The organism is Conyzicola lurida (assembly GCF_014204935.1).
GTDB classification, from domain to species: domain Bacteria; phylum Actinomycetota; class Actinomycetes; order Actinomycetales; family Microbacteriaceae; genus Conyzicola; species Conyzicola lurida.
The window spans coordinates 2714274-2737652 of the sequence record NZ_JACHMJ010000001.1 but is presented as its reverse complement, the minus strand read 5'-3'; the positions used below and the strand labels follow the sequence as shown (position 1 = coordinate 2737652).

Here is a 23379-nt window from a genome sequence, read left to right as displayed (position 1 = left end):
GACAAACCTCCGCGGACCCGCGACAAACCTCCGCGTGCGCGACGACGCTGAGCGCCGCACACCCACCCCGGCGATAGGTGCGATTTCGGTATGCCGCCTCAGCGTGGCACCGAAAACGGGGATCTGTGGGCGGCGGCAGGCTCAAGCCGCCGGTCGCTCAGGCGACGTGGTGCAGCGCGCTGCCGGCGAGAAAACTCCGGATGCCGCGGCCGGCCTCGCCCGGATCGATGCGGGCCTCCCGCAGCCAGGGCTCGCTGTAGAACGTTCCGGCGTAGCGGTCGCCCGAGTCGCAGATCAGCGTCACCACGCTGCCGGTCTCGCCGGCGCGGAGCATCCGCTCGATGACCAGCAGCGCCCCGGCCAGGTTCGTGCCGGTCGACGGCCCGGCGGCGATACCGGTGGTCGCGGCGAGCAGTTGCATCGCCGCGACGGAGTGCGCGTCATCCACGGGGATCATCTCGTCGATGGTGTCGGCGACGAACGACTTCTCCACCGTCGGCCGCCCGATGCCCTCGATGCGGGATCCGCCGGCCGCGACATCCGCCCGCCCTGTACGCCACGCCTCGAAGTAGGCGGAATTCTCGGGGTCGACCACGGCCAGCCGGGTCTCGCGCGCGGTGTAGCGGCAGTAGCGTCCGACGGTCGCGCTCGTGCCGCCGGTGCCCGCGCCGACGACGATCCAGCGCGGTTCGGGGTGGCGCTCGCCGGCGAGCTGCGTAAAGAGGGCCTCCGCGACGTTGCCGCGGCGCCAGTCGGTCGCGGTCGAGGCGAGGGAGAACTGGTCGAGGAAGTACCAGCCGCGCTGAGCGCCGAGCTCTGCGGCCAGTGCCGAGACGGCGCACGGGTCGGCGGCGAAACGCACGGTGCCGCCGAACGACTCGATCAGCCGCACCTTCTCGACCGAGACGCCCGCGGGCACGACGGCGACGAACGGCAGGCCGAGCAGGCGGGCGAACCACGCTTCGGAAACGGCGGTGGAGCCGCTCGAGGCGTCGACGAGAGTCGTGTGCCCGGTGATCTGCCCGTTGACGAGGCCGTGGACCAGCAAGGACCGGGCGAGCCGGTGTTTGAGCGACCCGCTCGGCAGGGCGGACTCGTCCTTGAGATAGAGGTCGATGCCCCACGCCGACGGCAGCGGGAACCGCACGAGCGGCGACTCCGGCGTCGCGTGTTCGTCGTCCGCCAGGGTCCGCAGCGCGAGACGACGCCAGGCGGGCGACGGGGTGGCGATGGCAGCGGGCATGCGTCAACGCTCCCAGCGGCGAGGTGATCACACAATGGCCAAATGTAGAAGTGAGATAGAAGCTGGGCTTATAGTTCGAGGATGATCGAGATCAAGCACCTCCGCCTGCTGCAGGCCCTCAACGTGCACGGCTCCATGTCGGCGGCGGCGCGCGAGCTCGGTTACTCACAGTCCGCGGTCACGCAGCAGATCCAGTTGCTCGAGCGGCAGCTCGAGACCCCGCTGCTCGTGCGCACCCGCTCCGGCGTGCGTCTCACGGCCGCGGGCGAAGTGCTGGTGCGGCACGGGGCGAGCGTACTCGCGTCGGTCGCGCTCGCCGAGGCCGAGGTCGACGCCGTCGCCGGGCTGCGGTCGGGGCGCGTGCGCATCTCCTGCTTCCCGAGCGCGGCGGCGACGATCCTTCCGCGCGCTCTCGGCAGCGTCGGCCGGGCACACCCCGGGGTGTCCTTCACGCTGATCGAGGCCGAGCCGCCCAAGGCGCTCGAGTTGTTGCGTAGTGGCGAGAGCGACATCGCCGTGATCTTCGAGTACGCCACCGACGGCACCGTCGACGGGCCCCGTTTCCCCCTGCAGCCCGACGAGGTCGTGACGGGACTGCTCGACGAGCGCGTGCGCGTGGCGATGCCCGCCGACCACCCCGCGGCCGGCGAGCCATGGGTGACGCTCGAGAACCTGCGCGAATCCCGCTGGATCGCGGGCTGCCCCGAGTGCCGCGGCAACCTGCTCGACGCGTGCGAGCGCTCGGGCTTCCGGCCCGACGTGGCGTTCGAGACCGACGACTACATCGCGCTGCAGGGCCTCGCCTCGGCGGGGCTCGGGGTGGCGCTCGTCACCGACCTGATGCTCACGGCGGCGCGGCCCGATCCCGGGCTGTTCCTGAAAGACCTCGCGCCGCGGTCGCACCGCGTGGTCTCGGCGGTGTCGACCGGGTCGCTGCTCGCCGTGCCGGGGGTGCGCCAGACGATCGACGCGCTCCAGGCGGCGGCCGCCGAGGTCTCGGCGCTGGTGCCGCAAGCGTGAGGCCCGGTGCCGCAAGCCCGGTGCGGCGGGTCTAGAAGGGGAACCCGTCCTCGAGATACCGCGCCGCGTCGGACTCGCACATGATCGACGAGCTCGAGGTGGAGCGGCTGTAGAACGCCCGTTGGGCGGCCTCGTCCCAGAGCGTCAGGCACCAGCTGCCCGATGCGGGCGCGAGGCCGATGACCTCGGGGTCCGTCAGGCAGGCGGGCGGGATCATCCCGCGCGTGAGGAACAACACTAGGGTGTCGTCGAGAGTGTCCCAGACCGTGGTTTCTTCCAGGGTCGCCAGGTACGCGGTAGTCGTCATTGCACATCCAGTCAGCAAGGGTGGTGAACTGGTCGGGTGGGTGGATCTCGGGTCCCGATGTCGTTCGTACTGTTCCGTCATTCGCGCGCCGATCGTCGGGTGAGTTCGACGCGTCTGGGGCCAAGCTACATGTTGACAAGTCGCTAGACCAGAAAAAGATTCATCATGTTTGTTTTCGAGCAGGCCGGTTAACAGTGGCTGTGAATCGCAGGCCGACGTTGACCGCGAGCAGAACCGGAGCCATGCTCGGGGTATGACGACCGATGTGAGCGACGAAGACATCATCCAACAGGTCACCGGGCGCCTGGTCGAGAAGAATCCGACCGTCGCCCAGCCTGAGATCGAGGCTCTCGTGCGCGAGGAGTTCGCCGGTCTGGCCGGCCGCCCCGTGCACGACTACCTCTCGGTGCTGACCGAGCGGGCGGTCAAAAAGCGCATCAAGAAGGGCTCGGCCGGATGACGCGGCAGCCGCTCCCCGGTTGATGCTGGACGCGCGGACGCCACGTGCCTAGCATGGGCACATGCCGGAATTCTCGACTATCGCTCAACTGCGCCGCGTGAGCGGGCGCCCCGCGTCGCGTCGCACCTCACTGAGCACGCCGCGTCGCACCGCGCGTCGCACCCGATGAGCTCCGACGAATTCAGCGATCTGCGCGAGATGCTCGTGCGGGCACAGGAACCGCCACGCGATCCGTCGCACCCCGACGCCGTCGCCGAGAGGCGCCGCCGGCGACGTCGGCGCATCGTCGCCGGCGTCATCGCGCTCGTAGTGGTCGCGGCATCCATCTCGACCTACCTCCCACTCGTGCTCCTCGCCCCGGTCGACGGTCCGACCGGCGCGGTGCGCGAGCCGGCGTTCGAGCAGCCCGGCCCGGTCGACCTCTCCGTTCCCCCGGGTCTCGCGAGCGCGATCAGCGTCACCGGCGCCGAGGAGTTCCCGGCCACGCTCGGCACCGACGGCCTGCTCGCCGTCAACGGCGACCTCGGCGAACTGCCGATGGCGAGCATCAGCAAGATCATCACGACGTTGGTGGTGCTGCAGGCGAAGCCGCTGGGCGCCGGCGAAGACGGGCCGATCCTCACCCTCAGCGCGACCGACGAGGACCTCTACGACAAGTACTTCCTGCTCGGCGCGACGGTCCAGGGGATGAAAGTCGGACAGTCCCTCACCCAGCACGACGCCATCGAACTGATGCTCGTGGCGTCCGCCAGCAACTACGCCGAGCTGCTCTCCACCTGGGCGTACGGGTCGCAGGCACGCTTCCTCTCGGCGACGCGCGCCTGGCTGGCCGCCAACGGCCTGACCGACACGACGTTCGTGGAACCCACCGGCATCGACCCCCGCAACGCCAGCACCGCCGCCGACCTGGTCGCGATCGGCAAGCTCGCCATCGCCACCCCCGTGATCGCGGAGATCGTCGCGATGGGCAGCTTCGTCGTCCCCGGCATGAACCCCGAGCCGAACACCAACACCGTGCTCGGCCGCAGCGGCATCACCGGCCTCAAGACCGGCAACCTCGAGGAGTCCGGCGCGACGCTGCTCTTCTCGGCGACGGTCGAGGTCCCCGGGCTCGAGAACCCGCTGTCGATCGTCGGCGTCATTCTCGGCGGCCGTGACCGCTTCAGCTTGGGCGAGGGCGCCGTCGACTGGATCACCAGCATCAAGTCCGGTTTCCACACCGTTCCGCTGGTCGAAGAGGGCGACAAACTCGGGCTCCTCGCAACGCCGTGGGATTCCGCCGGCTACGTCGAGGCGACCGGCACCGCCGCGCTGCTCACCTGGTCCGACACCCCCATCACCATGGAGATGACGACCACCCCGGTCGAACTCGGTGACGAGGATGCCGCGGCCGGCACCATCAGCTACGTGGCGGGCGCCCGCACGGCGACGGTGCCGCTCGTGGTGAAGGAGCCGATCGAGGGCCCGGGCGGCTGGTGGCGGGTGACCCATCCGCTCGATTTGCTGGGTAAGTGACGAGCGTTCCTCCGATTCTGGGAGACCCGGTCATCTCGATCATTTAGGGTGATCCAATGCGTTTTCTCGGTGGTCTCCTTCTCGCGGGTGTCACCGCGCTCACCCTCGGCGGATGTTCGGCCGGCTCGGTCAGCGCGGGCATCCTCGGCGACGGCTCGACGGCGACCCCGACCCCGACCGCCACGGCGTCGCCCGCACCGTCGGCCACGGCCTCCGACGACGACCCCGTGAGCATCGCCGTCGTCGGCGACTCGATCACCGCGGTGGTGACCGGTTTCAACGAGGGCTTCACCACGGGCACCTATTCGGCGGACTCCTGGCTCGCGTCGACGGTCGACGACGACATCGTGTTCGCGGGCGGCTGGGCGGTGGCGGGTGCGCGCACCCTCGACATGCGCAACGGCGTCGCTCCGGTCTCCGCCGACCTGCTCGTGATGCTCGCCGGGACCAACGACGTGCTGCGCGAGGAGGACCGTCAGGGTTCCCTCGAGAACATGGTCGCCATCGCGGACACCGTCGGTGCCGAGAACGTGCTCGTGCTCGCCATCCCGCCGATCAACGCCGCGCCCGAACGCGCCACCCAGTTCAACGTCGACGCCAAGGCCTTGGCCGAGCGCCACGGCTGGACCTGGTTCGACGCCGCTGCCGGGCTCCGTGACGGCGGCTCGTTCATCGCCGGCCTGACGAAGGACGGCGTGCACCCCACTCCGGTCGGGCAGAAGCTGATGGGCGCCGCCGTGCGGGCCGAGATCGAGGACCTGCGCGCGGACCTGGGATAGCGCCGGCGGATCAGTTGCCGACCGGGGCTAGCGCCGCCGCAGCAACCGGCCGATAAAAGCTTTCGCACGGTCGGTCAGCTCGTCGGAGTACTCGTTGGCGAGGGTCAGCGCTTCCTCGCCCGGGTTGGCACCGGCGTTGACGGCCTTGACCGCTTCTTCGGCGCGCTCGCGGCGCTCGTCCGGGGTCTTTGCGCTCGCGGTCATGCTGCAACGCTAGCCTGCAACCGGGGGCACGGCCACGCCGCGCCCCCGGTCACCGTGCTACTCGGACGCGACGACGGCCAGTTCGTTCGGCGTCGCGGGCAGCTCCGCGGAGGCGAGCACGTCGCCCGAGCCCAGGTCGACGGCGAAGACCGAATCGGTCGCGGGCTCGGTCACGTACGCGACGTCGCCGAGCACCTTGAGCGCGGGGTGCGAGTCCTGCCACTCGGCCGGTCCCTCCCACGCGCCGATCACCGGGTACGACGTGGTGATCTCGCCGGTCTCCACGTCGATGACGTGCAGCGACCCGTCGGTGCCGAGGATCACGCCCTCGTCGCCGGGGCCGCGCGCGAGGTCTCGGAACGTGTACTCGACGCCCACGGGCAGGTCGACCACCTGGATGGTCTTCGCCACGGTGTCGATCAACGACACGGCGGAGAGCAGGTAGCCCTCGGCGTCGGGATCCGAGTTGTAGTCGCCGAGCGCGACCGTCGAGGTCTCGGTCGTGAACTGGTTGCCGATGCGGCCGTAGGCGTCGGGCGAGGCCACCTTGGTGAATTCGCCGTCGTAGACGAGAACGCCGTCGTTGCAGCCGAAGACGGCCACCTCGTTCTTCGTGGTGCCCTCGCCGTGCACGCCGGGGCAGTCCTCCGCCCGGTCGGTCTCCTCGCGCGCCGCGTCGAGCACACGCACGCCGGTGCGGCCTTCCGCATCGCCCAGGGTCGAGAGCAGCCTGCCGTCCTCGAGTTCGATGGCGACGCCGTGGTGGGCGGCCTCCGACTCGACCGTCTCGACCTCGGGCAGTTCGTCGCCCGCGTCGAGCAGCGCCGCGCTCTCGAACACCGTGATGTCGCCGGTGCCGTCGTCGAACAGGATGGTTTGGTCGCCGTGCAAGACGGCGTGGCCCGGGGTCAGCGCCGGGAAGACCAGGTCGGTCAGCTCGGCGGCCGCGGTGTCGAGCACGCGGAACCCGCCCTCGGTCGAGACGTAGACGCTGCTGCCGTCGCCGCCGGGGTTGACCCGGTTGTAGCCGTCGAGCGGCAGGTCGCCCTCGACTTCGAGGCTGGTGCCGTCGAGCACGAGGATGCCGCCGTCGTAGGTGACCGCGACCCGGGACGATGACGCCGCGGGCGACTCGGCCACGGTCTCGGTGGCCGTCGTCGTGGCGCAGGAGCTGAGAGCGATGGCGGATGCCGCGGCTAGGGCCACGACGGAAATCCGTCGGTAGTGCGTGGTGTTCATTGTTTCTCTCTGTGTGGTGGCGTCGCCGGTCAGGGCGAGAGGCCGGTGGCGATGCGCTCCGTATTCGTGCGCATCATGGTCAGGTAGGTGTCGGCGCCCTCGCCCGGTTCGGTGAGGGACTCGGTGAACAGTTCGACGACCGACACGTCGATTCCCGCCTCGTCGGCGAGCACTCGCACGAGCCGGTCGGGTTGCGACGACTCGGCGAAGATCGTGGGGACCCCAGCGTCGGTGATCGCGTCGACGAGGTCGCGCAGATCGGAGGCGCTCGGGGCGGCGAGGGTGCTGCCGCCCGGGATCACCGCGCCGACCACGGTGAACCCGTAGCGGTCGGCGAGATAGCCGAACACGTGGTGGTTCGTCACGAGGTTGCGCTGCGCGGCCGGGATGACGGCGAACGCGGCGGTCATCTCGGCGTCCAGGTCGCGCAGCTCGGCGAGGTAGGCGTCGGTGTTCGCGGCGATTCTGGCGGAATCCGCGTCGGCCACGTTCTCGTCGACGGCCCGGGAAACGGCGGCCGCGACATCCATCACCCGGCCCGGATCGGTCCAGAAGTGGGAGTCGACCGCGCCCTCGGCGTCGCCCGCCGTGTACGCGAGCGTGTCGATGACGTCGCCGGCGACGAGCGACGGCACGCCCGCGGTTGCGGCCGCGTCGAGGTGCTGCTGCAGCCCTTCTTCCAGCCCGAGCCCGTTGGAGACGACGAGGTCGGCGTCGAGGATGCGGGCGGCCTGCCGTGCGGAGATCTCGAACGAGTGCGGGTCGGCGTTCGGCTTCATCAGCACCATGACCTCGGCCTCGTCGCCGACGATCTCGCCGACGACGTCGCCGAGGATGTTCGTGGTCACGACGACCAGGGGTCGGGCGGGCTGGGTGGGCGCGCACCCGGCGAGCAGGAGGGCGGCGAGGGCGACGGCGGCGATCCTCTTCACGTCAGCGTCCCGTTTCGGCGACGAACACGGGGGAGCCGGGCACCGGGAAGGTTCGGGCGACCCGCGCGGAGTCGGCGTAGTCGAGCTCGTAGACGACACCCTCGGCCGGAGCGTTGACGTAGGCGCGGTTCGCGTCGACGGAGAGCTCGACGCCGGCGAGCAGTGCGGGGTCGGCCACCGTCGCCGCGAGCAGGGGCGCGGTGGCGGCGACGGTCGCGCCGGTCGTCGGGTCGAGCACGAGCACGCGCCCGTCGGCGGCCAGCGCCACGATTCTGCCGTCGCTGTCGTCCGCGGCCGCGACGAGCAGCAGCGGCACCTCGGTGGGCAGCAGCGTCCAGCTGCGCTCGCGGGTGTCGAGCAGCCACGCGCCGGTGCTGCCGGCGACGGCGGCGACGGTCGGGCGCCCCGCGCGGCCGCGGAACTCGACCGCCCGGTCACCTGTCGCGACCGCCCGCGGGTAGGGGGTGTGTTCGAGCGTGACGGTGCCGTCGGCGTCGGACGTCGCGAGCACCGCGCCGTCGGCGCAGCCGATCACCGTGCCGACGCGGGTGCCGATCGAGCCGGCCGGGTCGGGGCAGGCCGCCTCGGCCGTGGTCTCGCCCGTCGGCGTCGCGACCACAGCGGTGTCGCCGATCCCCGCGAGCACCGCCGACCCGACCGGGGCCGCGACCGTCGCGCCGGCGATCTCGCCGACCCGCTCGATCTCGCCGGTGCCCAGGGCCGCGTGGTCGAGCAGCACCGCGCCGCCGTCGGGGGAGGTGACGGCGACGGTCGAACCGCCGCCGGTCACGACGGCCGCACCCGCCCCCTCGAGCGCGCCGACCACCCGCGGCTCGGCGCGGTAGTAGTGGGAGTGGTCCTGGTGGTCGACCGTCCAGACGCCGGTGTCGACGATCGTGAGGTCGCCCGAGCCGGCGGCGGAGGCCGAGGAGGCGAAGACGAAGCGGCCGTCGGTGGAGACCGCCGTCGCGCCCTCGATGACGGCGACGGGGGTCGTGGTCTCGTCGAGGAGGTCGAGCAGCGCGAGCGTGCCCGCGGCGTCGATGGTCGCGAGCGTGAGCTGCGGTTCGGTGGCCTCGGTCGCGCCCTCGACGTAGCCGTGGGCGTCGGCCGCGGCATCCACGGGTTCGGGAATTGCCGCGCAGGCGGTCAGGCCCACGAGGGCGAGGGCGGCGGTGGCGAGGGGTCTACTGCGTGGTGGCACGGGGGGCTTTCTGGAACGGGACGGGGAGACGGCGGGCGAGGGCGGAGAGGCCCGCGAGGGCGATGGAGACGGCGGCGATGGACGCCCCGGCTGCGGTTCCCGCGTGCCAGGAGACGAGCAGGCCGGTCACCACCGCGAGGCTGCCGATCGCCGCGGCGAGGAGCATGATGCCGGGGATACGTGCGGCCCAGTGCCGGGCGGCGACGGCCGGGGCGAGAAGCAGGCCGACGACGAGCAGCGAGCCGACCGCGCCGTACGACGCCACGACCGCGAGGGTGACGAGGGCGGTGAGCAGGGCCGCGGCGAGCCGGGGCCGGAGCCCCATGGTCGCCGCGACGCGGGAGTCGAAGGCGAGCGCGACGAACGAACGGTGGAAGAGCGCGGCGACCAGCAGCGTGACGCCGAGCGCCACGGCGAGCAGTGCGATGTCGGCTCCGGCGATGGCGAGGATGTCGCCGAAGAGGATGGCGGTGAGGTCGACGGCGAAGCTGTCCGAGTGCGACACGATGATCACGCCGAGGGCGAGCATGCCGACGAAGAGCAGCCCGATGCCGGTGTCGTTCGAGAGGCGCCCGCGGCGGGTCACCAGGCTGACGCCGACGCTCATCACGGCGGCGCTCACGGTTGCGCCGACGATCGCGGGCAGGCCCAGCAGGCTCGCGGCGGCGACGCCGGGGAGCATCCCGTGGGCCATGGCCTCGCCGAGGAACGCCATGCCGCGGATGACGACCCAGGTTCCGACGACCGCGCAGATCGCGGCGACGAGGGTGCCGCCGCCGAGTGCGCGCAGCATGAATTCCGTCGAGAACGGATCGGTGAGCCAGGTCATGGCAGGTGACTCTACATGAGAATCGTAATCATTAAGGTACGGTTATCGTGTGCCGACGACTCTGACCACCCCCGCCCTGCCGCTGCTCGACGCCCACGGGATCTCCGCCGAACACGACGGGACGACGGCGCTGTGCGACGTCTCGCTCGCGGTGGTCCGCGGCGAGATCGTGGCGCTCGCCGGGGCGAACGGCTCGGGCAAATCGACCCTGCTCGGCGCGCTCGCCGGCACCCACCGCACGAGCGCGGGCTCGGTCGCGCGGGCCGCGGCGACGCGGGTGGCCTACGTCGTGCAGCGCAGCAGCGCACCCGACGGTCTGCCGCTCACGGTGCTGGACGCGGTGACGATGGGGCGCTGGGCGGGCCGGCCGCTGTGGCGCCCGCTCGGTCGCGCCGACCGCGAAATCGTGCGCGAGAGCATCGCGGCGCTGGGCCTCGAGGGCCTCGAGCGCCGGCCGTTCCACGCGCTATCCGGCGGTCAGAGGCAGCGGGTCCTGGTGGCGCAGGGGCTCGCCCAACGCGCCGACGTCGTGTTGCTCGACGAACCGACGGCCGGACTCGACGACGAGGCGCACGAGCTCATCGCCCGCGCGATCGACGCCGAGGCGCGACGCGGCGCCGGTGTCGTACACGCCACCCACGACCCCGAGGTTATGACGCGAGCGGATCGTGTCGTTCGGCTGGATCGTGGGCGGATCGTGCGTTGACCGCCTCGATCTCGGCGATGATGCGCGGCAGGACGCGGCGCATGTACCGGGCCCAGAACAGCGCGACGATGGCGCGCACCAGCCAGCCGCGGCCGGGCCGGGCGTGGAACACGTACGACCAGGTGATCAGCGTCGCCGACCGCTCGGAGACGAAGGTCCACTCGGCGCGGGCACCCGAGACGAGGTTGCCGAAGAGTTTGGTGAAGTCAGTGAGGTCGTAGCCGAAGCTCGCCCCGCGCTCGGAGTCGGTGATCGTCTCGACGACGCTGCTGCCGTCAGAGAGCAGCAGCGTGCGGGAGTAACCCACCCGGTCCCAGGTGTTCGGCTGGTTCTGCACGCCGACGACGGCGGGCAGCGGCCCGAACGACGGGTAGAACGCGGGCGGCGGCGTCTGCAACGCGACGTCCCAGCTGATGCCGGTGTGCGCGCGCGCCAGTCCGTAGACCGACGACCCCGCTGAGTGTGCCTCCATGCGCCGTGTTCCTGCCTCTCGTGTCAGCAGGTATTCGGAGCGCCGCGTCGCCGGGATTGGTGCCGGTCAGGCGGCGGTGATCCGCAGGATGACCCGCTCTTTGGTGCGCTTCGCCACGACCGATTCCACGAAGGTCATGACTCGGTATTCCAGTCCGTATTTTCTGCGGATGACGCCGGTCAGACGATCGCGTGTGGCAGCGTCCGCGTGGATGGTGGCGACCCCGGCCACGGGCACCGCGCCGTCGGCGACCTTGCCCATCCGGCTGCACGGCCGCAGCTCGACCCGGCCGCTGTTCCGCAGCCGCTTCACCTTGCCGCTCTCCTGCGGAGTGGTGACGACGAGCGCATCACCGTCGCGCGCGACCCACACCGGAGTGGAGACGGCGACGCCGCTCTTGCGGAACGTGGTGAGGGAGACGAAGGACTCGTCGCCGAGCGCGGCGAAGGCGGTGTGGTCGGTCATGGGTGCCAATCTATCCGCGCGTTGCCCTTGCGGTGGCGCACGGGCGGGTCTTGAATGGCCTCAACCTCGACGAACGAGGGCCTTTTCACTGTCGACTAGGGGCGTTTCTGTGGGCGCTAATTCGAAACTGTTCTGGATTCTCACCGCGTACTTCGCGCTGCTGACGGTCGTGTACTCGGTCTGGGCGATCTTCTACAACCCGCAAGGGACCGGCATCGAACCGGCGGGGTCGGTGGGGCTGCTACTCGCCGCCGCGGCGTCGGGGCTGATCGCGTTCTACATCGGCCGCACCCACAAGGCGCAGGGCGGCGAGCTGCCGCAGGATCTCACCGACGCGAACATCGACGACGGCGACCCCGAGCAGGGGTTCTATTCGCCGTGGAGCTGGTGGCCGGTGACGCTCGCGGCCGGACTCGCGATCATCTTCCTCGGAGTCGCGGTGGGCCCGTGGCTGTCGCTCGTGGGCGGGCCGATCCTGCTGATCGCGCTGGTCGGCTGGGTCTACGAGTACTACCGCGGCAACTTCAGCCGCTAGGGCGGATTGAGCCTGTCGAAATCCAGGTACACGCGCGAAAGACGGGGTTTCGACAGGCTCAACCCGACGGGATCAGACGGCCTCGAGCAGGATCGCCGCGCCCTGGCCGCCACCGCCGCAGATGCCGGCCGCGCCCAGTGATCCGGAGCCGAGGGCCTCGAGGCGGCGGGCGAGGTGCCCGACGATGCGTGCTCCCGACGCGCCGAGCGGGTGGCCGAGGGCGATCGCCCCGCCGTGCGCGTTCACGATGTCTCCGGTCACCCCGAGCTGGCGCACCGAGTGCACGGCGACCGCGGCGAACGCCTCGTTGATCTCGACCGCGCCGAGCTCGGCGGTCGCGCGGCCCGCCTTCGCGAGGGCGGCGGCGATCGCGTCGGAGGGCTGCGCGTGCAACGACACGTCGGGCCCGGCGACGAACGCGTGGGAGACGACGCGCGCGATGCCGCGCACACCCCGTTCGGCGGCGAGACGCTCGCTCATCAGCACGACCGCGGCCGCGCCATCCGTCAGCTGGGAAGAATTGCCCGCGGTGATCGTGCCGTCCCCGAATGCCGGACGCAGGCCGGCGAGCGACTCGACGGTCGTGTCGGCGCGCAAACCGTCGTCGTCGGCGACGATGCGCACACCCTTGCGGTCGGTGATCGCGAGGGGCTCGATCTCGCCGGCGAGGAATTCGCGCGACGCGGCGAGACGCGCGTGCGAACCGGCGGCCCAGGCGTCCTGCGACTCACGGTCGATGCCGAGCGCGTCGTTGCGGGCGTCGGTGGACGCACCCATCGAGCGCTTCTCGGCGGCGTCGGTCAGGCCGTCGACCTGCATCGTGTCGATCATCTCGATGGCGCCGTACTTCGTGCCCGCGCGGGATCCGAGATAGGCGTGCGGGGCGAGCGACATCGACTCCTGCCCGAACGCGACGACGATGTCGGCCTCGCCGGCGTCGATGAGACGCGAGCCCCAGGCGACCGCCTCCATGCTCGACGGGCAGACGGCGTTGAGCGTCATGCCGGGGGTGCTGAACGGGATCCCGGCTTCGACGGCGGCCTGGCGTGCCGGATTCTGACCGGTTCCGGCCTGCAGCACGTGCCCGCCGAGTACCTGCTGTACCTCGTCAGGGGCGACGCCGGCACGGGCGAGCGCCGCGGTGATCGCGTGTGCGCCGAGTGTCGTCGCCGGTATCGACGCGAACGCCCCGGTGAACTTGGAGAAGGGGGTGCGGGCGTATCCGACGATCAAGGTGCTCATCAGCCGATGCTAGCGGGCGCCCCTGGCTGGGGATTTTCCGACAGCGGGAAGTTTTCACCAGCGCGCCGGTTTAACAACGAGTGTCGCCTGTGCGGCCCTCGAACCTGAAGAAAGCGGAATCCATGTCTGACACCTCCATCCTCGTTCTCCTCGGCAGCCTGCGCGCGGCCTCCTCGAACCGTCTCCTCGCCGAAGCGGCCGTCGACGCAGCGGCATCCGACGTCACCGTCACGGTGTTCGAGGGCCTCGCCGAGATCCCGTTCTATAACGAGGACATCGACATCGAGGGTCACGTTCCCGCGGCCGCCGTCAAGCTGCGCGACGCGATCGCCGCCGCCGACGCGGTGCTGCTGATCACGCCCGAGCACAACGGCACGATCCCCGCCGTGTTGAAGAACGCCATCGACTGGTCGTCGCGCCCGTTCGGCGTCGGCTCGATCGTCGCCAAGCCCGTCGCCGTCATCGGCGGCGCCTACGGACAGTTCGGCGGAATCTGGGCGCAGGACGAGGCCCGCAAGGCCCTCGGCATCGCCGGCGCGAGCGTGCTCGGCGACCTCACCCTCTCGATCGCCGACTCCGCGGGCCGCTTCACCCCGCAGCACCCGCGCGACGACGAGGAGATCATGACGAAGCTCGGCGCCGTCATCTCCGGCGTCACCGCGGCCGCCCAGGCGGCCTAGTAGAACTTCTCGCCGCGCTCGAGCATCGCCACGAAGTCGGCGATGCGCTTGGCCTTCGTCTCCTCGCGCTTCGCGGAGTGGATGCGGAAATAGATCGCGAACCGGTTCTGGCTGGAGAGGGTCGTATAGAACTCGGCGGCGGCCGGGTTGGCCTCGAGCGCGGCGAGAAACTCGGGCAGCGGCTGGGCGTCCTTCGGACCGTCGTACGCCCGCTCCCAGCGGCCGTCGAGCCGAGCCCGCTCCACTTCCGCGAGCCCGCGGCGCGACATCCGGCCCTCGGCTATCAGTGTCTCGACGGCCCGCACGTTCCTCGTCGACCAGATGCTCTGCGCCCGGCGCGGTGTGAACCGCTGCAGGAAACTGTGCTCGTCGCGGCCGCGGCGCTGGCCGTCGATCCAGCCGTGGCGCAGTGCCACCTCGACCGCGTCGGCGTAACTGACCGAGGTGACTGCCGCCCCCTTCTTCGACATCAGCAGCCAGAGTCCCGGCGAATCGTCCTCGTGCTCGTCGAGCCAGGCGTGGAAGTCGTCGTATCCCTCGAATCGCACGATCGCGAGGTCGGTCGGGTCTGCCATGGTGGCCGCTCCTAGTGGATCCGGCTGGCTCTGACCGCGACGCTGGCGTCGGCCGGGGCCGTGCCGGATGCCGCGAGACGGGCGGTGATCACGTCTCCGACGGCCCGCAGCGTCGCGGGCACGGCGAACTCGCCGGCGACGCAGATGAGCGCCTCGACCCGCAGCCCCTCGCCCGAGCGCGTGACCGCCACGCGCGGGCGGTCGCCGAGCAGCCCGGCGAGCACGGGACCGGCCGGGTAGACCTCGACCACCCCGGGGGTACCCTCGACCAGGCCGGTCAGTTCGTGGGCGAGTTCGTCGTCGCTCATCGGCGGCCCTCCCGGGGGTGCGACGACACGACGTCGCTGATCGTCACGTTGATCGCCGCGATGGTCAGCTCGGTGTGGCGGGCGAGCGCGTCGCCGATCGCCGCGCGCAGGCCGTCGGCCACGTCGGCGAGATTGCGGCCCCACGCCACGGACGCGGTGACGTCGACCGTGATCGGTTCGCCCGGCACGGTCACGTCTCCGTCGAGCGTGCAGGCGCCGATCAGGGCCCTGCCGTCGGCGTCGCCGGCCGCCCGGATGAGGCCGCGGACCGACCCCTCGGTCACGGTCAAGGCCACGGCGGGGTCGGGATGGCTGATCGGGATGTCGCGTCCGGCGCGCGCCTCTCTGGAGATGTTGCCCAGCACACGGCCGAGCCACGCGGAATCGCGTTCCGGCTCGGATGCGGCCTCCACCTCGAGCATCGCCCAGGCGGCACCGCGCAGGCGTTCGAGCGAATCGAGGGCGATGAGGCACCCGGGCGACGACTCGATGCTCTCGTCACGCGGCTGGCGGCCGCGGTCGAGGTATTCGCCGAGCTCGTCGATCGTGTGTCCGTCGAGATCCTCGCGGGGTTCGGAGGGGGGAAGATCGGTCATCGCCACGCCTCCATCTCGCTCATCAGAGTCTGTCTCGCCCGCGCCAGCTGGCCGCGGACGGTGGATACCGGAACGTCCAGATCTGCGGCGATCTCGTCGTACGACGACCCGCCGACCTCTTTCATGATCCAACACCGGCGCTGGTTTTCTGGCAACCGGGCAAGCGCCGACGATAGCGCATCCATTTGCAGAGAGACCTCGACCCGGTGTTCGGGCGACTGGTTCGACGGGGTCGGCGCGTCCCAGTCGTCGATGTCGGCGTGCTGCTTGCGCGCCCGGATACGGTCGATCGACTTGGTGGTCACGATCCGCATCAGCCACGACCGCACCGATGCGCCGTCGGCGAGGTCGCCGATCTTCTGCCAGGCCAGTACGAAGGCGTCCTGCACGACGTCGTCCGACTCGGCGTTGGACCCGAGCAGCCGCTGGGCGTAGGCCCGCATCAGACCGCCGTGCCGCCGGGCCAGCACCTCGAAGGCCGCCACGTCTCCGTCGACGATTCGGGCGGTCAGGGTGCTGTCGGAGGCATCCGCGAGGGCGATCCGCGGGCCGGGTGGGGCGGCGTTCACAAAAACTTTTCCATTTCGCGTGACGAATTGCGAAGTCGACTCGTCTTACCCATGACTATCGCATAACAGCGAACGATCCGATCCCGATTCGGCTACGAACCGGATTCGACATCGAAGATTCGACATCAAAGGAGAACACCATGGCCACCGCCACCACCAAGTCCGTCCCCGCCGACCCCACCGTTCCCGCCGTCGCCGTCGATGCCTCCAGCACGGGCACCACGGTGATCGTCGACAGCGTCATCGCCAAGGTCGCCGGCATCGCAGCCCGCGAGGTGCCGGGTGTCTTCGCTCTCGGCGGCGGCGCCGCCCGTGCCATCGGCGCTATCCGCGACGCCCTCAACAACACCGACCTCACGCAGGGCATCTCGGTCGAGGTCGGCGAGACCCAGGTCGCCGTCGACATCTCCATCGTCGCGCTCTACCCCGAGCCGCTGCAGACCGTCGCCGACAACGTGCGCGCCGCCATCTACAACGCCATCGAGAACCTCGTCGGCATGCAGGTCACCGAGGTCAACGTGACCGTCAACGACGTGCACATCCCCTCCGACGACGACAACGCCGTGGTCGTGACGGATGACGCAGCCGGAGCACGAGTCCTGTGAACCACACCGTCGCAGGAATCTTCATCGGCGCCGTCCTCGCGCTGACCTGGATCGTATTCGGCTTCTGGGCGTTCGTGTTCGTCGCCGCCGCCATGGCGGTGGGCGCACTCGTCGCGCGCGTGCTCGACGGCAAGCTCGACCTCCGGTCGGTCGCCGACGCCGTCCGGGGCAAGCGCTCGTCCTCGTGAACACCGAGCCCGAGTCCTTCCACGGACGCAACCGGGTGAGCGCCAAGGCCCTGAGCCGCGTGGTCTCCGCCATCACGGCGGATTCCCTCGGCGTCGCCGCCAAGGACGTGGCCGTCGACCTCGCCGACGACAACGGCCTGCTCGGCGTCAAGGCGTCGACTCCGATCCGCGTCCGGCCGCTCGGCCGCGACCAGCGGTCGGTGCTCGACCGGGCCGCCGACACCCAGAACGTCATCCGTGACCGCATGCTCGACCTCACCGGTTCGTCGGTGGGATCGGTCAGCGTGCGGCTCACCGCCGCGAGAACCAGCACCGAAGGGAGAACCCGATGAGCCACGACACCGCCTACCGCCGCATCTCGCGCCGGGAGACGCACTCGCCGCGCTCCGCGCTCGCAATCGTGCTCGCCGTGCTCATCGTGATCGTCGGCGCCTGGCTCGCGACCGAGGTCGTGCTCGCTATGCTCGGCCAGCGGGCCCTGCTCGTGGTGCCGGGGGATGCGGTCGATGCCGCCATCGCACTGCCCACCTCGGTCGAGAGCCCGCTGCTGATCGCCGCCGGTGCGATCGTCGCCGTCGTCGGCCTGCTGCTGCTGATCGCGGGCGTGCTGCCCGGTCGTCGGGCCAACCACGTCGGCCCCACCGGCCGCACCGCGCTCGTCATCGACAACCGTGCCATCGCTTCGGCACTAGCCCGTCGTGCCGCCCGCGCGGCCGACGTCGACCCCGACCAGGTCGTCGTGACCGTGAGCCACAAGCTCGCCGAGGTCGCTGTACGTCCCAGCTCGGGCTGGACCGTGGATGCCGCGGCCGTCGAATCCGCGGTCGCCGACGAACTCGCGCGGCTCGACGTGGTGCCCGCACTGCGCCCGCGCGTCATCATCGAGAAAAGGGGAGTGGTCGGCGCATGAACGACACCAACCGTGCCCTCAACCGCACGCTGATCATCGCGGTCGGCCTCCTCCTCCTGCTGCTCGGCACCGCCGTGGCCGTCGCGGCCGCCGTGCCGTCCGTGCTGTCGGTGTGGGCGAGCACCTCGACCACCGCGGGCGACGCGCTGGCCGACGCCGTGGCGTCCACCCCGATCACGCCGGACGGACACAGCTGGCTGCTCGTCGCGGGTGGCGCTCTCGCGCTCGTCGTCGCCGTGCTGCTCGTCGTGTTCGTCGTGCGGCAGGGCCGTGGCCACACGCGGCTGCTCGCCGAGCGCCGCGACAACGGCGTCGTCACCGTCGACGCGGACGTCGCGAAGTCTGTGCTCGAGACCGGTCTCGCCGCGAACCCCGGCATCGTCTCGTCGTCGGTCTCCGCCTACCGGGTGCGCTCGACGCCGGCACTCAAGATCGCGGTGTCGGTGCGGCGCGGAGCGTCTCCCACCGACATCCGGGACTACATCGACCGTCTCGTGACCGAGTGGGATTCCCTGCTCGGCCAGGAGACGCCGGTGCTCATCACGATCAACTCGGGGCTGTCGGCGCGGTTCGCCGCGACGACGGCCCTCACCGAAACCGCCTGACCCACCCCAATAGAAAAGGAGCTCACCATGAGCGCATCAGACAAGATCACGAACGCGGCTGAGAACCTCGTCGGCAAGGCGAAAGAAGCCGTCGGCGGAGTCACCAACAACGACGAACTCGTCGCCGAGGGCAAGGCCGACCAGACGAAGGCCTCCGCGAAGAAGGTCGGCGAAGACGTCAAGGACGTCTTCAAGAAGTAGTCGCGACCAGATCCAGAGCCCGGCCCCGCATGCGCGCGGGGCCGGGTTCTGTCATTGGTGCGGGGTGCTCCGGGCGTGCGAGGATCGAGGGACACCTTCCAGCACCTCCAACGACGGGGAATCGCATGACTGACACAATTCGCTGGGGCATTCTCGGCTCCGGGTACATCGCCGACGCGTTCGTCTCCGACCTACTGGCCACGGGGTTCACCGTGACCGCCGTCGGCTCGCGCAGCCAGGAATCCGCCGACGCGTTCGCCGCCAAGCACGGCATCGCCACCGCCCACCCGAGCTACGAGGCGCTCGCCGCCGACCCGGAGGTCGACGTCATCTATGTCGCGACCCCGCATCCGATGCACGCCGCGAATACGGAGCTGGCGCTGAACGCCGGCAAGCACGTGCTGGTCGAGAAGCCATTCACGCTGAACCAGCCCGAGGCGCAGCGGCTCGTCGAGCTCGCGGCATCCAAGAACCTCGTCGTTCTCGAGGCTATGTGGGCTCGCTGGCTCCCGCACATGGTGCGCCTGCGCGAGATCATCGCCGCCGGCACGCTCGGCGACGTGCGCACCGTCATCGCCGACCACAATCAGAAACTGCCGAGCGACCCCGAGCACCGTCTCAACAACCCGGCGCTCGGCGGCGGCGCTCTGCTCGACCTCGGCATCTACCCGGTGTCGTTCGCGTGGGACGTGCTCGGCGAACCGACCTCTGTCACCGCGATCTCCACGCCGACTGTCACCGGCGTCGACCGGCAGACCGCGATCCTCCTCGGCTACGCCGGCGGACAGCAGGCCGTTCTGCACACCGCCCTCGACACGGCCGGCCCGAACACCGCCTCGGTGATCGGTACCGAGGGCTGGGTCGCGATCAAGCAGACCTTCTACGCCCCCACGAGTTTCACCGTCTACAACTCGGCACACGAGGTGGTCGAGGAGTTCGACGGCAGCGTGCCCGAGCGCGGCATGCAGTTCCAGGCGTGGGAGGCCGAGCGCCTCATCCGCGCGGGGGTCATCGCTGGCGACGTGCTGTCGCCGACCGAGACCGTCGGCATCATGGGCACGCTCGACGAGGTCCGCCGGCAGATCGGGCTCGTCTACCCGGGCGAGTAACCTGTTGCAGCACCCCTTCGGAAGGAACACCTTGTCAGACCGCGCCCGCATCACCGGCCACCAGATCGCCCGCACCGTCCGCATCGCGGTCCCGCGCGCCCGCGTCTGGGAGGCGCTCACCGACCCCGACCAGCTCACGGAGTGGTTCGGCGACGGCGCGGGCTTTACCGCCCTCGAGGTCGGCGGCACCGGAAGCATCGACTGGGACGACTACGGGAGCTTTCCGATCGAGTTCACCGAGATCACGCCGCTCGAGGCGCTCGGCTTCCGCTGGTCCGGCATCCCCGCCGACCAGCTGGACGAGTACTCGACCCACGTGCGGTTCACCTTGGCCGACGCCGGCGAGGATGCCACGGACGTCACGGTCGTCGAGACCGGCTTCGAGACCATCCCGGGCGGCACCCGCTACCGCCGCGACCGTCTCGAGCAGAACCGCGAGGGCTGGGACGTCGAGCTCGACGAGCTGGCGATCTACCTTGAGGGCTAGCCCCCGCTGACGGCGGATTGAGCCTGTCGAAATCCCTGTGTGGTTTCGACAGACTCAACCCGCGTATGTTCGTTTTCGGTATGCCACGCTGACGTGGCATCGCGAATACGCGAACCCCTTCGCTATGCCCGGCGTATCGGCTCTTGCCGGCCCGCATCACGCCCGTGCTCGGCCTCGAACGCGACCCGACGTCGGCGCGCGGCGAGCAGCCGAATCACACCCAGCACACCGAGGACCACCCAGAGCGCGCACATCGCCCAGCGCAGCGGGTCGGGCGGCGACAGCGCCGCTTGAAGCGCGGTAAGAACAGTCGCTATTCCGCCCACTCCCAGCATCCACAGCGCGAGAGTGCGCGCGCGGTCGATCGCGATGCGCTGCTGGATCGGCGTCACTCGGGCTGCTCGGCGAGCGTCGCGACCGCTTCGACCTCGACCAGGGCGCCGGGGCGCGCGGGTGCGACGGCGATCACGGTGACCGCCGTGCGGCGGCCGCCCCAGACCGCGCCGGTCGCGGCGTAGGCCTCGTTCGGATCGACCGACGGGTCGAGGTAGATGGTGAGCTTCGCGACGTGGTCGGCGTCGGTGCCGGCCTCGTCGAGCACCGCCAAGACGTTCCGCAGCGCCTGCTCCGTCTGCGGGCCCAGACCGTCGAGCAGCGTGCCCTCCGAGTCGGTGCCGTTCTGCCCGCCGACGTACAGCGTCGGTCCGGCCGGTGCGATCATGCCCTGGGCGAAGGCCGGGCTGCCGTGCAGGCCGGGCGGGTCGACCGGTGTGGGAATGGTGGTCATGGAGCCTCCCTCTCGAACACTCGCGAACTTCCCCGATCATCCCACCGGCGCCGCAGGAGCGCGAGCGCTACCAGTGCCGCGAGGGCTGCCGCGCTCACGAGATACAGCACCCCGCCGACCGGTGTGTGGTCACCGCCCCCGACGGCGAACGTGTCCGCGATGTCCACGCCGAACGAGAAGCGTCCCGCGAAGTAGGCGGGAGCGCCCGCCGCGACCAGTCCCAGCTGGAGTGCGGCGCCGGCCGCGGCATCCACTCTGCCCCTCATGTCGAGAAGGCTCACGGCGACGGAAAGTGCCACGCCCAGCAGGCCCCACAGTGCCACCCCGACGAACGCGGCAACCGGGTCGATGCCCATGTCCCTCAGCCCCGCGAGGATCTCGCCGTACGACAGCCACGGCACCGCCGCGCTCGGATCCCAGACCGCGACGAGCAGCACCATCGTCACGGCGTAGCCGGCGACCGCGAGCGGCCCACCGATGCGCGCGAGTGCTGTCATCCCCGAACGCTATCGACCCGGGTGAGCGCCCCGAGTCGGCCGCCGGGATGACTTCGCCCTCTCTCATCGGCGGCAAAACGCTCTTCCCGACCCGCGGGAAGAGCAGTTTGCCGCCGATGACGGCGAAGGCGAAGGCGACACCGACCGCGACAACGACGGCGACCACGGCCGCGACCTCGGCCGCGAAGACACCTACGCCTCGTACAACTCCAGCGGCAGCCCGTCGGGGTCGAAGAAGAAAGCCATGCGCTTGCCCGTGTACGGGTCGACCCGCAGGAGTTCGTGCCGTACACCGAGGTCGTCGAGCTCGGCCAGGGTCGCTTCGACATCGTCGACCTCGAACGCGAGGTGGCGCAGACCGGTCGCCTCGGGCCAGGTCGGGCGCACCGCCGGGGTCGGGAACGAGAACAGCTCCACGATGTACGACCCGTCGAGCGCGAGGTTGCCCATCCACGAGTCCCGCTCCTCGCGGTACACCTCGTCGATGAGCTCGAAGCCGAGGATCCGGGTGTAGAAATCCTTCGACACCTCGTAGTCGGTGCCGATGATGGCGATGTGGTGTACCCGTCGTAGTTTCACCGACCCAGCTTGGCACCTCCGGAGGGGCTCGCAGCATCGTCCTTTATCCTGAGTGGGTGACTGAGCCGAAAAACCCCGGGACCCCGGATGCCGCTGCGCCCCGACGCACCGGGATAGCCGGTCTCGTCAAGAAGCATCCCGCCGTGTGGCTGGGGTCGGCTCTCGGTATCGTCTTCCTGCTGCTCGGCACCGGCGCGGTGTTCGCGGGCGCCGCGGTCGGCCGGGCTAGCGACGACCCGACTGCGGCGCCCGTCGTGGTCGACGAGACGCCCACCCCCGAGGCGACGGTCGACCCGGAGCGTTCGCTGCCCGACTCGCTGCCCGCCGCGACCCGTCTGCGCACGTGCACCGTCGCGACCGCGGCATCCGACCCCCGCCTGATGGCTTTCAAGGGGTATGTGATGAACGCCAGCACGGGCGAGGTGCTGTTCTCGCGCGAGGGCGACGTGCCCAACCGCACGGGCAGCGTGCTCAAGGTGCTCACTGCTTCGGCCGCACTCGCCGTGCTCGGCCCCGACTACCGACTCACCACCACCGTGGTCGAGGGCGCGAAGGCCGGGCAGATCGTGCTCGTCGGCGGGGGAGACCCGACGCTGAGCGCCGCCGGCTCGAGCGTCTACGCGGGCGCACCCAAGATCGCCGACCTCGCCTCGCAGGCCAAGGCCGCGTACGCCGCCAAGTACCCGGGCGTGCCGATCACCGAGGTGGTGCTCGACGCCAGCTACTGGAACCCCGCCGACAAGTGGGACCCGATCTGGGAGCGCAGCGAGCAGACGATCGGCTACCACTCCGAGGTCACCGCGCTGATGGTCGACGGCGACCGCGCCGACCCGACCCGCAACACCAGCCCGCGCAGCACCGACCCGATCGCCCGTGCCGGCGCCGCCTTCGTCTCCGCGCTCGGCGGGGGAGCGACCACCAGCATCGGCACGGCGAGCACGACGAACGTGCTCGCGAGCGTGCAGTCGCAGCCGGTCAGCTCGCTGATCAACTTCATGCTGCTGACCAGCGACAACACCCTGGCGGAGAACCTCGCCCGCGTCGTGTCGGTCAAGTCGGGCTTCGGCGGGTCCGCCGCCTCCCTGCAGCAGGCGATCCCCGCGGCGCTCGCCGGGTACGGGGTGCCGGTCGACAAGCTGACGATCAAGGACGGCTCGGGTCTGAGCGAGGCGAGCGGCGTTCCGCCCGAGTACGTCGCGAAGCTCATGGTGAAGATCCTCGCCGGCGGCCAGAACCTCAACGTCGTCTACAACTCGTTGCCCGTGGCGGGCAAGTCGGGCAGCCTCGCGAGCCGGTTCACCGGCGCGAACGCGGTCGCCCGCGGCAGCGTCATCGCCAAGACCGGCTGGATCGACACGGCGTACACCCTCGGCGGCGTCATCAAGGCGGCCGACGGCACCCCGCTGACCTTCGCGTTCTACGCGATCGGCGACGGCATCGGCGACAACGCCAAGGGGGCCATCGACACCCTCGCCGCGAGCGTGTACAACTGCGGTGACAACCTCTCCAACATCTGACGACGACACGACAC

Annotated in this window: 34 protein-coding genes; 16 read left to right on the top strand and 18 right to left on the bottom strand. The window is 70.5% G+C overall.

The window, feature by feature from the left end:
- Nucleotides 1-157 precede the first annotated feature (157 nt).
- The gene (locus HD599_RS13395) at nucleotides 158-1243 is read right to left on the bottom strand and encodes a PLP-dependent cysteine synthase family protein (RefSeq protein WP_184238391.1); all 1086 of its coding nucleotides are present in this window, start codon (nucleotides 1241-1243) and stop codon (nucleotides 158-160) included.
- An 81-nt stretch (nucleotides 1244-1324) separates the two neighbouring features.
- On the opposite strand from HD599_RS13395, the gene HD599_RS13390 reads away from it, so the two are divergent.
- On the top strand, nucleotides 1325-2263 hold the full coding sequence (locus HD599_RS13390) for a LysR family transcriptional regulator (RefSeq protein WP_184238389.1): 939 nt from the start codon (nucleotides 1325-1327) through the stop codon (nucleotides 2261-2263).
- Nucleotides 2264-2294: 31 nt separating this feature from the next.
- Here the strand turns inward: HD599_RS13390 and HD599_RS13385 are convergent, their stop codons facing one another.
- A complete protein-coding gene (locus tag HD599_RS13385) occupies nucleotides 2295-2570 on the bottom strand; it encodes a hypothetical protein (protein WP_184238387.1) in 276 nt (91 codons plus the stop codon).
- 253 nt (nucleotides 2571-2823) lie between these two features.
- On the opposite strand from HD599_RS13385, the gene HD599_RS13380 reads away from it, so the two are divergent.
- The 3 genes from HD599_RS13380 (at nucleotide 2824) to HD599_RS13370 (ending at nucleotide 5324) form a co-directional block, all read left to right on the top strand.
- The gene (locus tag HD599_RS13380) at nucleotides 2824-3030 is read left to right on the top strand and encodes a three-helix bundle dimerization domain-containing protein (protein ID WP_184238385.1); all 207 of its coding nucleotides are present in this window, start codon (nucleotides 2824-2826) and stop codon (nucleotides 3028-3030) included.
- Nucleotides 3031-3195: 165 nt separating this feature from the next.
- Complete coding sequence (locus HD599_RS13375; RefSeq protein ID WP_184238384.1) at nucleotides 3196-4545, top strand: D-alanyl-D-alanine carboxypeptidase family protein; 1350 nt, start codon at nucleotides 3196-3198, stop codon at nucleotides 4543-4545.
- Nucleotides 4546-4601: 56 nt separating this feature from the next.
- Nucleotides 4602-5324, top strand: a complete 723-nt coding sequence (locus tag HD599_RS13370; RefSeq protein WP_184238382.1) for an SGNH/GDSL hydrolase family protein — start codon at nucleotides 4602-4604, stop codon at nucleotides 5322-5324.
- A 27-nt stretch (nucleotides 5325-5351) separates the two neighbouring features.
- Here HD599_RS13370 and HD599_RS13365 read toward each other — a convergent pair whose 3' ends face one another.
- The 5 genes from HD599_RS13365 to aztB are packed head-to-tail and all read right to left on the bottom strand — an operon-like array spanning nucleotide 5352 to nucleotide 9732.
- Nucleotides 5352-5528: a hypothetical protein gene (locus HD599_RS13365; RefSeq protein ID WP_184238380.1), complete on the bottom strand. Its 177-nt coding sequence runs from the start codon at nucleotides 5526-5528 to the stop codon at nucleotides 5352-5354.
- A gap of 57 nt (nucleotides 5529-5585) precedes the next feature.
- A complete protein-coding gene (gene aztD / locus HD599_RS13360; RefSeq protein WP_184238378.1) occupies nucleotides 5586-6767 on the bottom strand; it encodes a zinc metallochaperone AztD in 1182 nt (393 codons plus the stop codon).
- A 29-nt stretch (nucleotides 6768-6796) separates the two neighbouring features.
- Entirely contained in the window at nucleotides 6797-7699 is a 903-nt protein-coding gene (gene aztC, locus HD599_RS13355) for a zinc ABC transporter substrate-binding protein AztC (RefSeq protein ID WP_184238376.1), read from the bottom strand.
- 1 nt (nucleotide 7700) lies between these two features.
- Nucleotides 7701-8903 (bottom strand): hypothetical protein, encoded by a 1203-nt coding sequence (locus tag HD599_RS13350; RefSeq protein WP_184238373.1) that lies wholly within the window; start codon nucleotides 8901-8903, stop codon nucleotides 7701-7703.
- On the bottom strand, nucleotides 8887-9732 hold the full coding sequence (gene aztB / locus HD599_RS13345; protein WP_184238371.1) for a zinc ABC transporter permease AztB: 846 nt from the start codon (nucleotides 9730-9732) through the stop codon (nucleotides 8887-8889). Before aztB ends, HD599_RS13350 begins: the two co-directional genes overlap by 17 nt.
- A 49-nt stretch (nucleotides 9733-9781) precedes the next feature.
- Here aztB and aztA point away from each other — a divergent pair, with 49 nt between their 5' ends.
- Complete coding sequence (aztA, locus tag HD599_RS13340) at nucleotides 9782-10438, top strand: zinc ABC transporter ATP-binding protein AztA (RefSeq protein ID WP_343062068.1); 657 nt, start codon at nucleotides 9782-9784, stop codon at nucleotides 10436-10438.
- On the opposite strand, the gene HD599_RS13335 is transcribed toward aztA, so the two are convergent.
- The gene (locus HD599_RS13335; RefSeq protein WP_184238369.1) at nucleotides 10383-10910 is read right to left on the bottom strand and encodes an SRPBCC family protein; all 528 of its coding nucleotides are present in this window, start codon (nucleotides 10908-10910) and stop codon (nucleotides 10383-10385) included. The two genes, aztA and HD599_RS13335, sit on opposite strands and share 56 nt — an antisense overlap.
- A gap of 66 nt (nucleotides 10911-10976) precedes the next feature.
- On the bottom strand, nucleotides 10977-11375 hold the full coding sequence (locus tag HD599_RS13330) for a PPOX class F420-dependent oxidoreductase (RefSeq protein ID WP_184238367.1): 399 nt from the start codon (nucleotides 11373-11375) through the stop codon (nucleotides 10977-10979).
- Nucleotides 11376-11484: 109 nt separating this feature from the next.
- Between HD599_RS13330 and HD599_RS13325 the strand changes: the two genes are divergently transcribed.
- Nucleotides 11485-11910 carry an aa3-type cytochrome oxidase subunit IV gene (locus HD599_RS13325; protein ID WP_184238365.1) on the top strand — a complete coding sequence of 142 codons (426 nt, stop codon included), beginning with the start codon at nucleotides 11485-11487 and terminating at the stop codon, nucleotides 11908-11910.
- A 72-nt stretch (nucleotides 11911-11982) separates the two neighbouring features.
- On the opposite strand, the gene HD599_RS13320 is transcribed toward HD599_RS13325, so the two are convergent.
- Nucleotides 11983-13152, bottom strand: a complete 1170-nt coding sequence (locus HD599_RS13320) for an acetyl-CoA C-acyltransferase (RefSeq protein ID WP_184238363.1) — start codon at nucleotides 13150-13152, stop codon at nucleotides 11983-11985.
- 122 nt (nucleotides 13153-13274) lie between these two features.
- Between HD599_RS13320 and HD599_RS13315 the strand changes: the two genes are divergently transcribed.
- Nucleotides 13275-13832 carry an NAD(P)H-dependent oxidoreductase gene (locus HD599_RS13315; protein ID WP_184238361.1) on the top strand — a complete coding sequence of 186 codons (558 nt, stop codon included), beginning with the start codon at nucleotides 13275-13277 and terminating at the stop codon, nucleotides 13830-13832.
- Here HD599_RS13315 and HD599_RS13310 read toward each other — a convergent pair.
- Genes HD599_RS13310 through HD599_RS13295 form a run of 4 tightly spaced genes read right to left on the bottom strand, consistent with a single transcriptional unit; the run spans nucleotide 13829 to nucleotide 15880 of the window.
- Nucleotides 13829-14407: a YdeI/OmpD-associated family protein gene (locus tag HD599_RS13310; protein ID WP_184238359.1), complete on the bottom strand. Its 579-nt coding sequence runs from the start codon at nucleotides 14405-14407 to the stop codon at nucleotides 13829-13831. The genes HD599_RS13315 and HD599_RS13310 overlap by 4 nt on opposite strands.
- A gap of 11 nt (nucleotides 14408-14418) precedes the next feature.
- Nucleotides 14419-14715, bottom strand: coding sequence for a hypothetical protein (locus HD599_RS13305; RefSeq protein WP_184238357.1), 297 nt, complete (start codon nucleotides 14713-14715; stop codon nucleotides 14419-14421).
- Nucleotides 14712-15311: an Asp23/Gls24 family envelope stress response protein gene (locus HD599_RS13300; RefSeq protein WP_184238355.1), complete on the bottom strand. Its 600-nt coding sequence runs from the start codon at nucleotides 15309-15311 to the stop codon at nucleotides 14712-14714. Before HD599_RS13300 ends, HD599_RS13305 begins: the two co-directional genes overlap by 4 nt.
- Nucleotides 15308-15880 carry an RNA polymerase sigma factor gene (locus HD599_RS13295; RefSeq protein WP_343062066.1) on the bottom strand — a complete coding sequence of 191 codons (573 nt, stop codon included), beginning with the start codon at nucleotides 15878-15880 and terminating at the stop codon, nucleotides 15308-15310. Before HD599_RS13295 ends, HD599_RS13300 begins: the two co-directional genes overlap by 4 nt.
- A gap of 140 nt (nucleotides 15881-16020) precedes the next feature.
- Between HD599_RS13295 and HD599_RS13290 the strand changes: the two genes are divergently transcribed.
- The 8 genes from HD599_RS13290 (at nucleotide 16021) to HD599_RS13255 (ending at nucleotide 19985) form a co-directional block, all read left to right on the top strand.
- Nucleotides 16021-16485 carry an Asp23/Gls24 family envelope stress response protein gene (locus HD599_RS13290; protein WP_184238353.1) on the top strand — a complete coding sequence of 155 codons (465 nt, stop codon included), beginning with the start codon at nucleotides 16021-16023 and terminating at the stop codon, nucleotides 16483-16485.
- A complete protein-coding gene (locus tag HD599_RS13285; RefSeq protein ID WP_184238351.1) occupies nucleotides 16482-16673 on the top strand; it encodes a DUF2273 domain-containing protein in 192 nt (63 codons plus the stop codon). The genes HD599_RS13290 and HD599_RS13285 overlap by 4 nt, the downstream gene beginning before the upstream one ends.
- Complete coding sequence (locus HD599_RS13280) at nucleotides 16670-17005, top strand: hypothetical protein (protein WP_184238349.1); 336 nt, start codon at nucleotides 16670-16672, stop codon at nucleotides 17003-17005. The genes HD599_RS13285 and HD599_RS13280 overlap by 4 nt, the downstream gene beginning before the upstream one ends.
- Nucleotides 17002-17583 carry a DUF6286 domain-containing protein gene (locus HD599_RS13275; protein WP_184238347.1) on the top strand — a complete coding sequence of 194 codons (582 nt, stop codon included), beginning with the start codon at nucleotides 17002-17004 and terminating at the stop codon, nucleotides 17581-17583. The genes HD599_RS13280 and HD599_RS13275 overlap by 4 nt, the downstream gene beginning before the upstream one ends.
- Nucleotides 17580-18188, top strand: a complete 609-nt coding sequence (locus tag HD599_RS13270) for a hypothetical protein (protein WP_184238345.1) — start codon at nucleotides 17580-17582, stop codon at nucleotides 18186-18188. The genes HD599_RS13275 and HD599_RS13270 overlap by 4 nt, the downstream gene beginning before the upstream one ends.
- Nucleotides 18189-18215: 27 nt before the next feature.
- Nucleotides 18216-18389, top strand: coding sequence for a CsbD family protein (locus tag HD599_RS13265; RefSeq protein WP_184238343.1), 174 nt, complete (start codon nucleotides 18216-18218; stop codon nucleotides 18387-18389).
- A gap of 125 nt (nucleotides 18390-18514) precedes the next feature.
- Complete coding sequence (locus tag HD599_RS13260) at nucleotides 18515-19498, top strand: Gfo/Idh/MocA family protein (RefSeq protein ID WP_184238341.1); 984 nt, start codon at nucleotides 18515-18517, stop codon at nucleotides 19496-19498.
- 31 nt (nucleotides 19499-19529) lie between these two features.
- A complete protein-coding gene (locus HD599_RS13255; protein WP_184238339.1) occupies nucleotides 19530-19985 on the top strand; it encodes an SRPBCC domain-containing protein in 456 nt (151 codons plus the stop codon).
- A 122-nt stretch (nucleotides 19986-20107) separates the two neighbouring features.
- Here HD599_RS13255 and HD599_RS13250 read toward each other — a convergent pair whose 3' ends face one another.
- The 4 genes from HD599_RS13250 to HD599_RS13235 form a co-directional block, all read right to left on the bottom strand.
- Entirely contained in the window at nucleotides 20108-20377 is a 270-nt protein-coding gene (locus HD599_RS13250; protein WP_184238330.1) for a hypothetical protein, read from the bottom strand.
- Nucleotides 20374-20772 (bottom strand): RidA family protein, encoded by a 399-nt coding sequence (locus HD599_RS13245; protein WP_184238328.1) that lies wholly within the window; start codon nucleotides 20770-20772, stop codon nucleotides 20374-20376. Before HD599_RS13245 ends, HD599_RS13250 begins: the two co-directional genes overlap by 4 nt.
- Nucleotides 20769-21269, bottom strand: coding sequence for a hypothetical protein (locus tag HD599_RS13240; RefSeq protein ID WP_184238326.1), 501 nt, complete (start codon nucleotides 21267-21269; stop codon nucleotides 20769-20771). Before HD599_RS13240 ends, HD599_RS13245 begins: the two co-directional genes overlap by 4 nt.
- A gap of 192 nt (nucleotides 21270-21461) precedes the next feature.
- Complete coding sequence (locus tag HD599_RS13235) at nucleotides 21462-21848, bottom strand: VOC family protein (protein ID WP_184238323.1); 387 nt, start codon at nucleotides 21846-21848, stop codon at nucleotides 21462-21464.
- A gap of 56 nt (nucleotides 21849-21904) precedes the next feature.
- Between HD599_RS13235 and HD599_RS13230 the strand changes: the two genes are divergently transcribed.
- Nucleotides 21905-23365, top strand: coding sequence for a D-alanyl-D-alanine carboxypeptidase/D-alanyl-D-alanine-endopeptidase (locus HD599_RS13230; RefSeq protein ID WP_343062063.1), 1461 nt, complete (start codon nucleotides 21905-21907; stop codon nucleotides 23363-23365).
- The last annotated feature ends 14 nt before the right edge of the window (nucleotides 23366-23379 follow it).

Bases quoted from the DNA above. Each gene is read 5' to 3' on its own strand.
- HD599_RS13245 (WP_184238328.1), bottom strand. From the start codon at position 20,772: ATGACCACCATTCCCACACCGGTCGACCCGCCCGGCCTGCACGGCAGC.
- HD599_RS13375 (WP_184238384.1), top strand. From the start codon at position 3,196: ATGAGCTCCGACGAATTCAGCGATCTGCGCGAGATGCTCGTGCGGGCA.
- HD599_RS13365 (WP_184238380.1), bottom strand. From the start codon at position 5,528: ATGACCGCGAGCGCAAAGACCCCGGACGAGCGCCGCGAGCGCGCCGAA.
- HD599_RS13300 (WP_184238355.1), bottom strand. From the start codon at position 15,311: ATGACCGATCTTCCCCCCTCCGAACCCCGCGAGGATCTCGACGGACAC.
- HD599_RS13310 (WP_184238359.1), bottom strand. From the start codon at position 14,407: ATGGCAGACCCGACCGACCTCGCGATCGTGCGATTCGAGGGATACGAC.
- HD599_RS13370 (WP_184238382.1), top strand. From the start codon at position 4,602: ATGCGTTTTCTCGGTGGTCTCCTTCTCGCGGGTGTCACCGCGCTCACC.
- HD599_RS13335 (WP_184238369.1), bottom strand. From the start codon at position 10,910: ATGGAGGCACACTCAGCGGGGTCGTCGGTCTACGGACTGGCGCGCGCG.
- HD599_RS13290 (WP_184238353.1), top strand. From the start codon at position 16,021: ATGGCCACCGCCACCACCAAGTCCGTCCCCGCCGACCCCACCGTTCCC.
- HD599_RS13385 (WP_184238387.1), bottom strand. From the start codon at position 2,570: ATGACGACTACCGCGTACCTGGCGACCCTGGAAGAAACCACGGTCTGG.
- HD599_RS13330 (WP_184238367.1), bottom strand. From the start codon at position 11,375: ATGACCGACCACACCGCCTTCGCCGCGCTCGGCGACGAGTCCTTCGTC.
- HD599_RS13275 (WP_184238347.1), top strand. From the start codon at position 17,002: ATGAGCCACGACACCGCCTACCGCCGCATCTCGCGCCGGGAGACGCAC.
- HD599_RS13240 (WP_184238326.1), bottom strand. From the start codon at position 21,269: ATGACAGCACTCGCGCGCATCGGTGGGCCGCTCGCGGTCGCCGGCTAC.
- HD599_RS13380 (WP_184238385.1), top strand. From the start codon at position 2,824: ATGACGACCGATGTGAGCGACGAAGACATCATCCAACAGGTCACCGGG.
- HD599_RS13260 (WP_184238341.1), top strand. From the start codon at position 18,515: ATGACTGACACAATTCGCTGGGGCATTCTCGGCTCCGGGTACATCGCC.
- HD599_RS13270 (WP_184238345.1), top strand. From the start codon at position 17,580: ATGAACGACACCAACCGTGCCCTCAACCGCACGCTGATCATCGCGGTC.
- HD599_RS13265 (WP_184238343.1), top strand. From the start codon at position 18,216: ATGAGCGCATCAGACAAGATCACGAACGCGGCTGAGAACCTCGTCGGC.
- HD599_RS13315 (WP_184238361.1), top strand. From the start codon at position 13,275: ATGTCTGACACCTCCATCCTCGTTCTCCTCGGCAGCCTGCGCGCGGCC.
- HD599_RS13320 (WP_184238363.1), bottom strand. From the start codon at position 13,152: ATGAGCACCTTGATCGTCGGATACGCCCGCACCCCCTTCTCCAAGTTC.
- HD599_RS13305 (WP_184238357.1), bottom strand. From the start codon at position 14,715: ATGAGCGACGACGAACTCGCCCACGAACTGACCGGCCTGGTCGAGGGT.
- HD599_RS13390 (WP_184238389.1), top strand. From the start codon at position 1,325: ATGATCGAGATCAAGCACCTCCGCCTGCTGCAGGCCCTCAACGTGCAC.
- HD599_RS13395 (WP_184238391.1), bottom strand. From the start codon at position 1,243: ATGCCCGCTGCCATCGCCACCCCGTCGCCCGCCTGGCGTCGTCTCGCG.
- aztD (WP_184238378.1), bottom strand. From the start codon at position 6,767: ATGAACACCACGCACTACCGACGGATTTCCGTCGTGGCCCTAGCCGCG.
- aztB (WP_184238371.1), bottom strand. From the start codon at position 9,732: ATGACCTGGCTCACCGATCCGTTCTCGACGGAATTCATGCTGCGCGCA.